This window comes from Halomonas sp. 707B3, from assembly GCF_024158645.1.
Lineage (GTDB): Bacteria > Pseudomonadota > Gammaproteobacteria > Pseudomonadales > Halomonadaceae > Vreelandella > Vreelandella lionensis.
In genome coordinates this window covers 1-12,460 of record NZ_JAMZBE010000007.1, presented here as the reverse complement: position 1 = coordinate 12,460, position 12,460 = coordinate 1, and the positions used below count along the sequence as shown (strand labels likewise).

10 protein-coding genes are annotated in these 12,460 nt (G+C 56.5%); 6 read left to right on the top strand and 4 right to left on the bottom strand.

Annotated elements, in window-relative coordinates; all coding sequences use genetic code 11:
- The first annotated feature begins 116 nt into the window (after positions 1–116).
- Positions 117–605 carry a sigma D regulator gene (gene rsd / locus BIS10_RS01975; protein ID WP_253501907.1) on the top strand — a complete coding sequence of 163 codons (489 nt, stop codon included), beginning with the start codon at positions 117–119 and terminating at the stop codon, positions 603–605.
- Between the two features lie 68 nt (positions 606–673).
- Here rsd and BIS10_RS01970 read toward each other — a convergent pair whose 3' ends face one another.
- Positions 674–3,736, bottom strand: a complete 3,063-nt coding sequence (locus tag BIS10_RS01970; RefSeq protein ID WP_253501904.1) for an efflux RND transporter permease subunit — start codon at positions 3,734–3,736, stop codon at positions 674–676.
- Entirely contained in the window at positions 3,720–4,811 is a 1,092-nt protein-coding gene (locus BIS10_RS01965) for an efflux RND transporter periplasmic adaptor subunit (protein ID WP_253501902.1), read from the bottom strand. The genes BIS10_RS01970 and BIS10_RS01965 overlap by 17 nt, the downstream gene beginning before the upstream one ends.
- Before the next feature lie 225 nt (positions 4,812–5,036).
- On the opposite strand from BIS10_RS01965, the gene BIS10_RS01960 reads away from it, so the two are divergent.
- Positions 5,037–6,011 (top strand): malate dehydrogenase, encoded by a 975-nt coding sequence (locus BIS10_RS01960; RefSeq protein ID WP_253501899.1) that lies wholly within the window; start codon positions 5,037–5,039, stop codon positions 6,009–6,011.
- Positions 6,012–6,111: 100 nt separating this feature from the next.
- On the opposite strand, the gene BIS10_RS01955 is transcribed toward BIS10_RS01960, so the two are convergent.
- Positions 6,112–6,768: an HAD family hydrolase gene (locus tag BIS10_RS01955; RefSeq protein WP_253501896.1), complete on the bottom strand. Its 657-nt coding sequence runs from the start codon at positions 6,766–6,768 to the stop codon at positions 6,112–6,114.
- A gap of 163 nt (positions 6,769–6,931) precedes the next feature.
- On the opposite strand from BIS10_RS01955, the gene BIS10_RS01950 reads away from it, so the two are divergent.
- A complete protein-coding gene (locus BIS10_RS01950) occupies positions 6,932–7,426 on the top strand; it encodes an RNA pyrophosphohydrolase (protein ID WP_253501893.1) in 495 nt (164 codons plus the stop codon).
- A gap of 87 nt (positions 7,427–7,513) precedes the next feature.
- Entirely contained in the window at positions 7,514–9,775 is a 2,262-nt protein-coding gene (gene ptsP, locus BIS10_RS01945) for a phosphoenolpyruvate--protein phosphotransferase (protein ID WP_253501891.1), read from the top strand.
- Between the two features lie 7 nt (positions 9,776–9,782).
- Here the strand turns inward: ptsP and BIS10_RS01940 are convergent, their stop codons facing one another.
- Positions 9,783–10,550 (bottom strand): NRDE family protein, encoded by a 768-nt coding sequence (locus tag BIS10_RS01940; protein ID WP_253501888.1) that lies wholly within the window; start codon positions 10,548–10,550, stop codon positions 9,783–9,785.
- Positions 10,551–10,699: 149 nt separating this feature from the next.
- Between BIS10_RS01940 and BIS10_RS01935 the strand changes: the two genes are divergently transcribed.
- Together BIS10_RS01935 and BIS10_RS01930 are read left to right on the top strand one after the other, a co-directional pair.
- Positions 10,700–11,863, top strand: a complete 1,164-nt coding sequence (locus BIS10_RS01935; RefSeq protein ID WP_253501885.1) for a response regulator — start codon at positions 10,700–10,702, stop codon at positions 11,861–11,863.
- Positions 11,860–12,460, top strand: a 601-nt coding sequence (locus BIS10_RS01930) for a sulfite exporter TauE/SafE family protein (RefSeq protein WP_253501882.1), incomplete at its 3' end; no start/stop codon positions are given. The genes BIS10_RS01935 and BIS10_RS01930, both read left to right, overlap by 4 nt.

Below are 12,460 nucleotides of genomic sequence, written 5' to 3'. Positions count from 1 at the left end.
CTATTGACGGCGCACTATTCAGTATCAAGGAAACCATACCCGCCAAGATTGACAGAGGTAGAGGGAAAGGCGAGTCTAGCCCTGTTAAAGGCGGCTATCTGCAAGGAGAAAGCCCCATGCTCGACGATTGCAAAAATGCCCTGGAGCGCTGGGGAGGCGTACACAGCTTGATTGATCGCTGGCTTGATCAGCGTCGCGCGCTACTCGTGAGCTTTATCGAACTAAAAGAAGCCTGCGATGCGGAGTTGGAAGACGTGAGCAAAGCGCGCATTGATACCTTCAGCGAACTGCTGATGGACTATATCAGTGCTGGGCACTTTGAGATTTACCCGCAGCTTGCGGAAGAAGCGAAAGCCTTTGATGACGAAAGCGCGCTTCACATTGCCGCACAACTGCTAGAGCGCCTGGAAATGTCTACTGCTATGGTGCTGGAGTTTGATGAAGACTTCGCATCCCCGGTGCGCTGCCAACAAAACCTAGCGCGGTTACCCGCTTGGATTGACCGTCTCGCCAAAGGCCTGACTGAACGCTTTGCGCTAGAAGATCAGCTCATTGCTCGCTTGCACGCCGTCCATAGCCCCAAGCAAATGAAATCTCCCGCCTAATTTTCCGCTAAGGCAGCATTTCTGGCTGCCTTAGCGGATGCTGACTTGCTAATTACTCACTCGCATCCTTAGCGGCGCAGCTTGCCGCCAATCACTAGCATGCAGGGAGTGAGCAGCAGTGTGAGGGCGGTGGCGAAGGTGAGGCCGCCGGCAATCGCGCTGGACATCTGGGTCCACCACTGGGCGGAAGGGGCGTTAAACCCAAGCGCTGGGGCGAACAGGTTAACGTTTACCCCCAGCACCATCGGCATTAAGCCCAGCACGGTGGTAATGGCGGTGAGCAGTACGGGGCGAAGGCGTAAGCAGCCTGATTCCAATGCTGCTTGAACGGGTGTCATCCCATCTGCGCGCAGCTCATTGTAGGTATCGATCAATACGATATTGTTGTTCACCACGATCCCTGCCAACGCGATGACCCCCATGCCTACCATCACAATGCCGAACGCTTGGCCGGTGATGAGTAGTCCCATCAATACCCCTGCCGTTGAGAACACAATCGCCGATAGCACCAGCACTGCTTGATAGTAGCTATTGAACTGGGTCACCAAAATCAGTGCCATTAAGCCAATCGCAATCAAAAAAGCGCCCACTAAGAACTGCATCGATTCCTGCTGATCCTCCTGTTCACCGGCCACATTCACCATTAGCCCATCGGGCAGTTGGCCCTGGCCAGCGTCTAGCAGTGCGCGCAGCCGCTCATCGGCTAAGAAGCCTGGGGCTAAGTCGGCTTCCACCGTAATAGCACGGCGGCCATCAATGCGGTTAAGCGTGCCCACTTTTGGTGCAGGAGTAATCTCCACAAAGTGCGAAATAGGCACCTGCCCCCTTGGGGTATTAATCGTCAAACGCTCAAGCTGGTTTAGCGTGCGCCAGTTTTCTGGCAGGCGAACGCGTATATCCACCTCATCATTCACCGTCGGCGGGCGGTAAGTAGCGACTTGCAGCCCGGTGGTGAGCAGTTGAACGGCACTGCCGATGGTGGTGATATCGGTTCCCATACGGGCAGCGGCTTCGCGATCCACATGCACCTGCCACTCGACGCCCGGCAGGCTGCGGTTATCCTGAATATCGGTAAAGCCGCCAAGGTTGCGCATCATCGCCGTGATTTGATCAACCCCTGCATCGGCAATGTCCGGGTCGGTAGCGCTCACTTCCAGCACAATCGGCTTGCCGCCGCCGGGGCCCATCTCCTGCTCTTGAAACTCCAGGGTAATGCCTGGGATATCCTGGGTGCGCTCAGCCATATCCGCCAGAATAGTGCGAGCAGGACGGCGCTGATACCAGTCGATAAACTGGAACTGCAGCATGCCTATCACATCGCTGCCCATTTGCTGGTCGGGCACAGCGTAAGAGCGGGCGTAGAGCGCCTCCACTTCCCCCATACCACCCAAGCGCTGCTCCACGCGCTGCAATATCGCGTCAGTTTCTTCCGCCGAAAAATCGCCACGGGCGCGTACCAGTACCTGGGCGCTGTCCGGCTCGACACTGGGAAAAAAGTCTACGCCATGGTTAAAGCGTGCATAGCCGGTGTACAGCAGTGCGATGAGCAGTACGGCAAACAGCAGTACCCAGGCTGGGTGCTGCAGGAGACGGCTCAGTATCCGACGGTAACCACGGCCTAGCGCCGTGCTTTCATCTATCGGCCCGGTACCACTGGCATGAGTGGTGCGCGTGAACAGGCGGCCCAGCGTAGGCAAGAACACCAGTGCCATCGCTAAGGAGGCCAGCAGGCATAAAATCACCGTGGCGGGCAGGTACTTCATAAATTGGCCTACCACGCCGGGCCAGAACAGTAGGGGGATAAAGACCATCACGGTCGTCGCGGTGGAGGCGATCACTGGCCAGCTCATACGCGAAGCGGCATTAAGCCACGCCTGATAAGGGGCTTGCCCCTCGTGCAAGTGGCGGTCTGCCAGCTCGCTGACCACTATGGCACCGTCTACCAACATACCTGCCACCAGGATGAGTGCAAACAGCACCACAATATTGAGCGTAAATCCAAACGCCCACACCAGCAGAATGCCGGTGAGGAACGCTCCTGGAATGGTCAGCCCTACCAGCAGTGCCATCCGCCAGCCCATCACCGCCACCACCACAATCAGTACCAGCACAACGGCGGTTAACACGTTATTCAGCAGCTCCGAGAGCATGTTCTGCACGGTAACCGACTCATCCAGGATAGTGGTTATCCGTAGCTGTTCGGGCAGCAGGTCTTCCGCGAGTGCGAACTGCTCTCGCACTGCTTCAATGGTCGCGATGATGTTGGCCCCAGCGCGTTTGGAGATTTCCAGCACCACGGCGGGCTGGCCATCAATACGGGCAAATCCTTCGGCCTCTTTGTAGGTGGGGTGAATCCAGGCCACATCGCCAAAGGTGACCACTTGATCTCCTTCTACTTTCACCGGCATGTTCATCACGTCGTTTAACGACTCAATAATGCCCGGAACCTTTAACGCTAAACGCCCCGCGCCCGTATCCAGACTGCCTGCGGCGACCAAGCGGTTATTGCGCGATATCTGATTGAACAGGGTGTCGAAATCAACGCCGTAGCTCTCCAGCACCAGCGGGTCGACGACGATCTCCAACAGGTCCTCCCGTTCGCCAGCAATCTCTACCTCGAGCACATCGGCGATGCCTTCGATTTCCTCTTTCAAGCGCCGGGCAATCGTCATCCGCTCCCGGGTATCCAGCTCGCCGGAGAGGCCGATACTCAGAACGGGAAACTCGGAGACGTTAACTTCCATCACCCGTGGCTCTTCCGCTTCATCGGGCAGGCTGCTGCGGGCAATATCGACGCGCTCGCGCACATCGGCCAGGGCGGTGTCTGGGTCAAAACCAGGGTCGAACTCAAGCGTTACCGAGGCGTGGCCTTCACTGGACTGAGCGGTGAATTTACGCAGTCCCTCGATGCCACGCAGCTCCTGCTCCATGGGGCGGACCAGTAGGCGCTCGCCATCTTCGGGGCTGACGCCCTCCAGCGCGAGAGAGACGTAGATAATCGGAATGGTAACGTCGGGGTTGGCTTCTTTGGGAATCGCCTGCCATGCGGCAGTGCCCGCCAGTAGCAGCCCTACCAGTAGCAGCAGCGTGGTACGGGTATGGGTGAGGGCGGCATTAATTAACTGGCGCATGTCCACCTTCCTGGGCAGGCACGGGGGTTACCGCTTCGCCGGGGCTGACCAAGCCAGCGCCAAGGGTAATCAGCGTGACCGGATCAGGCAGCCCGGTGACATAGGCACGCTGGGTATCTGCACTGATCAGTTCCACGGCGGTTTGCACCACGCGGTTCTCTTCATCCAGATGCTTGATGGCTAACTGGCCCTGCTCATCCAAGCTAAAGAGCGCAGGGGAGAGGGAATGTACCTGGCGGGGAGGTTGGGTAATCGTAAACTCAGCGCTACCGCCCGCTAATCGTTGACGCTCTGGGTTGTCCAGCGACACTTCGATATAGAACGTGCGCGTAGCCTCTTCTGCCCGGCTGCTGATATAGCTAACCTCACCCGTTAAGGAGCCACCGTTAAGTAGTCTTGCGGTAACGGGTAAGCCAACGCTCAATTCGCCGACCTGTTGCTGTGAAGCCCAGGCAGTGCCGGTTAAGCGACGATCATCAATCAAGCGAGCCCACTCCTCGCCTGGCTGGAGTAGGTCGCCAAGCTCTACCTGTATTCGGTCGAGGGTGCCGTCAAAAGGCGCTGTTGGGCGGGTGTCTTGCAGCTGTTTCTCTAGCTGCGCCACCTGCGCCGCGCTGGCGCTGAGCGCGCTTTGCAGGCGCAGCAGCTCCGGCTGTGAAATCAGCTCACGACGACGTAGGTTCTGGGCGCCCGCGTACTCGGCTTCGGCCAGTGCCAGCTCGTCCCGCGCTTGCTGCAACCTTTCGGGCAAAGCGTTGTTATCAAGGATAAGCAGCGTCTCCCCCTGGCGAACGCTTTCCCCCTGCTCAATCGGCTTCTCTGCTACGTAACCCGCGACGTTGGCACGCAGCACCGTTTCGCGATCAGCGGTTAGCTGGCCCTGCAGCACTTGTTGGGGAATATAAGGCGTGCTCTGCTGAGTGCTGATTTCTACTCGTGGCAGGGCATCGCGCTCCTCCGCTGCCGAGTCGGGGGGCGTGGATTGAAAACGCTGAAAATCGCCAACGGCCAGCCATACCACTAACGCCAGCACCAGCAGGCTAGCCAGCGCGTAAGAGGGGGGGATTCGTCGCATGGAGAGTCACTATTCCAAAAGGTCACAAAGATACATAGCGCGGTAAGGATGGGCCCGCAGCCCGTGACACCATAGCGCAACTGGCCGTACTCAGCGAGTACCAAGCCCGCTCGGGAATGGGTAGTCGTCTCATGTCTGATTGAGTTTTTAGGCATCTGGGCATAACATCATGGCGCTAATCTTTACCAGGCGAACCTCCAATAGGCGAACCATCAAGGAGCAATGATGAAAGATCCAGTACGTATTGCGATTACCGGCGGTGCCGGCCAGATCAGCTACTCTTTAATTTTCCGCATTGCCGCTGGCGATATGCTAGGGCCGGATCAGCCTGTCATTCTCCAGCTTCTCGAAATTCCGCAAGCAATGGACGCGCTGAATGGCGTGGTCATGGAAGTGAACGACTGTGCATTCCCGCTGGTGCAGGATATCGTTGCTACTGACGATCCGAACGTTGCGTTCAAAGATGCTGACTTCGCTCTGCTGGTAGGTGCACGTCCGCGTGGCCCGGGTATGGAGCGTAAAGATCTGCTGGAAGCCAACGCCGCGATCTTCTCTGTACAGGGTAAAGCACTGAACGACCATGCTAGCCGTGATGTGAAAGTGCTGGTCGTCGGCAACCCTGCCAACACCAACGCACTGATTGCTTCCTGCAACGCGCCGGATCTGGACGCTGGTCAGTTCACTGCCATGACGCGTCTGGACCACAACCGCGCGCTGACCCAGCTGGCTCAGAAAACCGGCAAGCACGTCACTGACGTTGAAAACATGATCATCTGGGGCAACCACAGTGCCACCCAGTACCCGGATCTGGCCCAGTGCAAAGTAGACGGCAAAGCCGCTTTCGATCTGGTGGAGCGTGACTGGTACGAAAACGACTTCATCCCGACTGTACAGCAGCGCGGTGCCGCGATCATCAAAGCGCGCGGTGCTTCCTCTGCCGCTTCTGCTGCGTCATCTGCCATCGACCACATGCGCGATTGGGCGCTGGGTTGCGAAGGCATCGTCAGCATGGCGATTCCTTCCGACGGCAGCTACGGCATCGCCGAAGGCATCATCTACTCCTACCCGGTTCGCTGCCAGGGTGGCAAATACGAAATCGTACAAGGTTTCGAGCTGGACGAGTTCAGCAAAGAGAAGATGCAAGCCACCGAGAAAGAACTGCGTGAAGAGCGTGCTGCCGTTGAGCACCTGCTCGGCTAAACGTGCCTACTAGCACTCTTAAATGAGCGCTTAGTTAGCAAAAACCCCGCCAGCTCAGCGCTGGCGGGGTTTTTTGTTACGTCTTACCACTCACACTCAATTAGTCCCGCAGGCTCATGATCCGCCAATGGCGCTCTTCTGCCACTTTACGCAGGGTGTCGTCTGGGTCGACGGCAACCGGGTGATCAACTTTCTCAAGTAGCGGTAGATCGTTGTGAGAATCGCTATAGAACCACGCGCCGTCCATGGTGATATCTTGGGCTTCTAGCCACGCTTGTAGGCGGATGACTTTACCCTCGCGGTAACTGGGCACGCCGTCAACACGGCCGGTATAGCGGCCATCGACCATTTCCGGGTCTACAGCGATTAAATCATCAACACCTAAGCGCTCGGCAATGGGGCCGGTAATAAAACGGTTGGTGGCAGTGATAATCAGCATCGTATCGCCTTTGGTGCGGTGGCGGGCCAGCAGCTCCTCGGCTTTGGGCAGAATATGCGGCTCAATTTTGCTCGCCATAAACTGCTGATGCCACGCCGCCAGCTGCTCCGGCGTGTTTTCAGCCAGCGGTTTCAGCGCCATTTCCAAAAATGCCGCCATATCCAGAGTGCCCGCGTTGTAATCGGCCATAAAGCGCTCGTTGGCTTCACGATAGGCAACCGGATCAACCGCCCCTTGCTCGAGTAAGAACTCCCCCCAGGCATGATCGCTGTCGATGGATAGCAGCGTATTATCCAAATCGAAAATGGCCAGACTCACGGCGCTCCCCTTATGGTTAATGTTGGACGTTGGTCGTCGGACACAAAGCGCCGGATTATCGCAGAGTCACCTAGGTTTCACCACTTAGCGTGATATTGTATTGATACGCTTGTCTCCCTTGTGGAAAAATGGGCATAACTGAAAATTTATGAAGGTGATGTCCGTGATCGACGCTGACGGCTTTCGCCCTAATGTTGGCATTATCATTGCCAATAGCCAGGGGCAGCTGCTTTGGGCGCGTCGTGTAGGACAAAATGCGTGGCAATTTCCCCAGGGAGGCATTAAGGCAAGCGAGACGCCACAACAAGCGCTTTTTCGTGAACTCCACGAAGAGATCGGCCTAACCGCCGACGATGTTGATATTGTCGCCTGCACCCGGGGCTGGCTGCGCTACCGTCTGCCACGACGCATGATTCGTACCCACTCAAGGCCAGTGTGTATTGGCCAAAAACAGAAGTGGTTTTTACTAAGAATTCGTTGCCAAGAAAACCGTATTTGTATGACGGCCACGCCCAAGCCGGAATTCGACGGTTGGCGATGGGTTAGCTACTGGTACCCGTTAGGGCAAGTAGTGCCGTTTAAACGAGAGGTCTATCGGCGTGCGCTAAGAGAGCTTTCTCCTCGCGTGCAGCGCTTGGCACAAGATAACGAAGGATAACGCGCGCATCATTGCAGGATAAAAGCAGTGTTAGCCCAGCCGGACAATCCCTCAGCGAGGCAAATAATAGTGAATAGGAAAACGTCCATGCTTGAGGTGCTGCGACGCGTTATTCAAGAAGTGAATGGCGCACGGAACCTCGACGCCGCGCTGTCGACCATGGTTCGCCGCATACGCAAAGCCATGCAGACCGATGTTTGCTCTTTTTATCTTTACGATAAAGAACTGGAGTCGTTGGTTCTGATGGAAACCATTGGTCTGCGTACCCAAGCCGTTGGCCGCGTAGTGCTGCCGTTAGGCGAAGGCTTGGTGGGTCTGGTGGCTAAACGCAGCGAACCGCTGAATCTGGAAGATGCCCAGTCGCACTCCCATTTCCGCTACTTTGAAGCGACCGGTGAAGAGCGTTATTCAAGCTTTCTTGGGGTGCCGATTATCCACCAGCGCCACATGTTGGGGGTGCTGGTGGTGCAGCAGGCGGAAAAGCGCCGCTACGATGATGAAGATGAAGCCTTCCTGGTCACCATGGCTGCACAGCTTGCGGGCGTGCTGGCTCATGCCTTAGCCACCGGTAATCTCACTCGCCCCGCGCTACCCGGTGGCCAGGCGATGTTCAAAGGGGTCGCGGCCTCGCCCGGCATGGCCATGGGCGAAGCCGTGGTGATCACTCCTCCCGCCGACCTCAATAGCGTTCCTGATCTTATTCCCAGAGACCAGGAGTACGAAATTGCCCGGCTAAAAGAGGCCATCGGCAAAACCCGCGATGAAATTCGTGCCGCTGCAGAGCGTTTGGTTAACCGGATCTCTTCTCAGGAGCTAGCGCTGTTTGATGTTTATCAACAGATGCTGGGAGAGGCCGCGCTCTCTGAAGAGGTGGAAAAGCGCATTCGCGAAGGCCAGTGGGCGCCGGGGGCGCTCGCCGATGTCGTTCGCCGCCATGTGCAATACCTAGAACGTGTCGATGATGACTACCTGCGCGAGCGGGCAGCAGATATTCGCGACCTGGGCCGTCGCGTGTTGGCGCATCTGCAAGAAGATACGCCTTCCACGCCGGAAACCTATCCAGACAACGCCATTTTAGTTGGCGATGAAATCAGTGTGGCCATGCTGGGCGAAGTGCCGCGCGACAAGCTAAAAGGATTGGTGTCGGTACGTGGTTCCAGTACGTCTCACGTGGCGATTGTCGCCCGTGCCATGGGCATTCCCACGGTATTAGGAATGGTAGACCTGCCGCTGCCACGCCTGAACGGTGCGCCCGTGGTGTTAGATGGCCACCGGGGGCGGCTATTTGTGCGTCCTGCCGCCGAGCTGCAAACCCGCTACGCCAGCCTGATTGCCGAAGAGAAAGTGCTCAGCGAAGTGCTGGAGCATGAACAGGATCTGCCCAGTAGAACCCCCGACGGCCATGAAATGCCGCTGATGGTGAATACTGGCTTGGCGGTGGATGCCTCTGCACTGCTGAAAAGCCGCATTGGCGGGGTAGGTCTCTACCGCACCGAAGTGCCATTTATGATTACCGAGCGCTTCCCAGGTGAAAAAGAGCAGATGCGCATGTACCGCGAGCAGTTGGAAGGCTTTGCGCCGCTGCCGGTGGTGATGCGTACTCTAGATATCGGTGGCGACAAAGATTTGCCCTATTTCCCGATTGAGGAAGCCAACCCGTTCCTGGGCTGGCGGGGCATGCGCGTTACCCTGGATCATCCTGAAGTTCTGATGGTACAGCTGCGCGCCATGCTTAAAGCCTCCCACGATTTAGGCAATCTCTACGTGCTGTTCCCCATGATCACCAATGTGGAGGAGGTCGATGAGGCAATACGGCTGCTTGATCGCGCCATCTTAGAGTTGGGCGAAGAGGGCATTAAGGTTGAGCGGCCAAAAGTGGGGGTCATGATTGAAGTGCCCGCGACTATTTATCAAATGGACGCGCTGGCTAAGCGTGTCGATTTTTTCTCGGTAGGCAGTAATGACCTTACCCAGTACCTGCTAGCGGTGGATCGTAACAATCCGCGGGTCTCTAGCCTGTACGACGCGCTACACCCGGCACTGCTGGGCGCATTACAAGAGCTCGCCCAAGATGCCAAGCGGTTGAATAAACCTATTTCGCTGTGCGGTGAGCTGGCAGGCGACCCAGCAGGCGCGCTGCTATTGATGGCTATGGGCTTTACCAGCCTTTCCATGAACGCACCCAGCTTGCCAAAAGTGCGTGCCGCGATTCGTCGGGTCACGCTGGCCGATGCACAAACGCTGCTCAAAGAGATCATGCAGTTGGATACGCCCGCACTTGTCCATGAGCATCTTAATAAACGGCTGGATGAGTGGCAGTTGTCGCACCTGCTGCCCCCTCGTGATTAATAAGCTACTATCGTTGGCGTAGCGCCGTAAGTGTCGTTTCGCCAGTAAAGCGCCCGAGCGGCCCAAAGCGCTGCTCAGTGATAGCCACATCGCCCCGGTGGCTAAGCGTCAGCCAAGTAGTAGCGCGGGTGCCGTACTGCTCGCCGACGATAAAAGCCGCCGAGAGCTGACGCTCAAGAGTAACGCCAACCCCCGTATCGGGTAGCAAGTGATCGGCGGCTTGCCCTGGGTTTTGCAGCGCCTGTCGCGTGGCGGGCCGCCACAGGTGATTATTACTACCCTCCATAGCGCAACGTACAGCCTGTAGTTTAGGCCAAGGCGTGTTCAAACTGGCATTGGAAAGCCCATGCACCCCAGGTGGCACATTAACAAGGGATATGCCATCGCTTCCCCGGTGCAGATGCCAGCATTGGTGGGTGGTAGCGACTAATAAATTAAAGCCAGCGTAGCGCTCGGCTTGGTGGCTCGCCATGGTGTCTAGCCATGCGGCGGGGTCGTCACTGGCAAGTACCCCCGCCACCAGTTCGCCTCGGCTGGGCGCGTTAGGGGGCGTGGGTAAGGTGGTATCGCGTACGTTGGTAAGTGCCGCCACAATGCCGTATCGATTTGCTGCCAGCCATGTACCACCCGCTTCCAAGTCTCTGCCACCCAGCAGTGCTTTGTCGCTCCACGCACTCAGTGGGGCAGTAGGGCGTGTATGGAACTCATCACGATTACCCGCTAAGCGTAGAGGAGTGTGGCTATCGGGTGACCAAATAAACGTAATTAAACACATAAATGACTCATAATAGGCATTATTCGGGGCATACTTAAGTGGCGCGACATGACACTCTTCCGGTGGAGACGTACACTGACTTTCGCACCGTGATTAATGATGCGGGCTATCTCTACTAGCCTAACGCCCTGCCAACTGGGACATCGCGAATGACACAACGCTATCAGCGAGAGCACTTCTGGAATGCCATTATCTGGCCAGTTCTATGGCCATTATTACTGGTTCAGGCCGCGCTTGTCCTGCTATGTGTGTTGGTAGGAGCCGTTATCTGGCTAATGTCACCCAGCCAAGCGTCATGGGCAACCACGGTGTGGCTAATGCTTGCCCTTCTGTTGGGCAGCTGCATGAATGTAGGCGTTTTTTTAATGTTAATCAAAGCGCGGGGCAAGTATAAGGACACACTCTTCACGCAGGGGCTTAGCGAGCTTGAGCAGTGTATTGACGAGCTGCGCAGGAGGGTGGCCCTTAACTCTTTACCAGCGCTTGTTGAGCCGAAGGCCGATGAACAGCCCTGCCAGCGGCTTACCCTGGCGAACGACCAGCTAGAAGGGGTTATTCGAACGCTTGATAAAGCGGGTCATGTGGTCACACAGGATGGTCATGCTAGAAGTGACCAAGCGTTGTTGGATGACTTGCATCACCAGCAGAAGCAACTCAAACATTTAATGGCAGGTAGGGAGCGGGCACGAGAGGAGTCTCGGCTTAAATCAGGCTACCTAACGTTGATGCAACGAGAAGCCGATAGCCTGTTTGAGCACCTTGGCAGCATGCTTACGGAGGATGCCTCTGAGAGCTGCCGCCAGAACGTTACCCACGTGCGTGAACGCCTTGCTGATATCCGCTCACTATTAGCTAATTTCGTGCAGCAGAGTGTAAATGAGACAAGCAGTGACGATATATCAGGGGGCGGTGAGCACCGGCCTCGCGTATTGGTCGTTGACGATGGGCCGGTAAACTTAATGCTGGCGCGGCAAATGTTAGAGTCCCAGGGCCTTAAGGTGGAAGGTGTCAGTAGCGGTGAGCAAGCCCTAGAGCGCCAGCAGTCCACTTTTTATGATTTAGTCTTTATGGATATTTTTATGCCCACTCTCGATGGGCTTGAGACGACTCGCCGCTGGCGTAAGTTTGAGCAATCAAACCAAAAGCAGCGCAGTGTGATGATTGCGTTGACCGCCAATGTCGATAACGCGGGCAGAGATACCTGCGAAGCCGCTGGAATGGATGACCTTCTAGCCAAACCCTATCAACCGGATACCTTGCATAGCATGATTAATAAATGGTTGCCTCACGCCCTGGAGAAGCCGAACCAATGACCTTTGCAGCCATTTTAGCCAGTTACTTGGCGCTAGGGGCAGTCGCTGGCACGATGGCCGGGCTATTTGGGGTTGGTGGCGGGATCATTATTGTTCCTGTGCTGGTGTTTGCCTTCGGGCTACAGGGCATTTCCCCTGAGATCACTATGCATCTTGCTGTTGGCACCTCGCTTGCCACTATCGTCATTACCGGCGCTTCTTCAGCCCTTGGGCATTTTCGTAAAGGTAGCGTGCATCGTGCTTGGTTTATGGCCCTGCTACCCGGCTTAATGCTAGGCGCGATTGCTGGGGTGTTTATTGCTGATAACTTGTCGGGCACTGTGCTGGGTACGCTTTTTGGCGTCTTCGTACTTCTATTAGCTACCAAAATGGTCATCGGGCTTACACCGAAACCCGGCACTATTGCCCCTGGAAAAGTAGCAATGTCCATTGCGGGTGGCGTAGTTGGGGCGATTTCTGCGCTGTTCGGCATAGGCGGTGGTGCCATGACAGTGCCTTGGCTCTCTCGCTGCGGTGCCACTATGACACAAGCGGTGGGAACCTCTGCCGCCTGTGGCTTACCAATAGCAGCGGTAGGGGCGGTGACCTTTATCGTGG

Excerpts from the sequence above, each read along its gene's own strand:
- rsd (WP_253501907.1), top strand. The coding sequence starts at position 117 with ATGCTCGACGATTGCAAAAATGCCCTGGAGCGCTGGGGAGGCGTACAC.
- BIS10_RS01970 (WP_253501904.1), bottom strand. The coding sequence starts at position 3,736 with ATGCGCCAGTTAATTAATGCCGCCCTCACCCATACCCGTACCACGCTG.
- BIS10_RS01965 (WP_253501902.1), bottom strand. The coding sequence starts at position 4,811 with ATGCGACGAATCCCCCCCTCTTACGCGCTGGCTAGCCTGCTGGTGCTG.
- BIS10_RS01960 (WP_253501899.1), top strand. The coding sequence starts at position 5,037 with ATGAAAGATCCAGTACGTATTGCGATTACCGGCGGTGCCGGCCAGATC.
- ptsP (WP_253501891.1), top strand. The coding sequence starts at position 7,514 with ATGCTTGAGGTGCTGCGACGCGTTATTCAAGAAGTGAATGGCGCACGG.
- BIS10_RS01940 (WP_253501888.1), bottom strand. The coding sequence starts at position 10,550 with ATGTGTTTAATTACGTTTATTTGGTCACCCGATAGCCACACTCCTCTA.
- BIS10_RS01935 (WP_253501885.1), top strand. The coding sequence starts at position 10,700 with ATGACACAACGCTATCAGCGAGAGCACTTCTGGAATGCCATTATCTGG.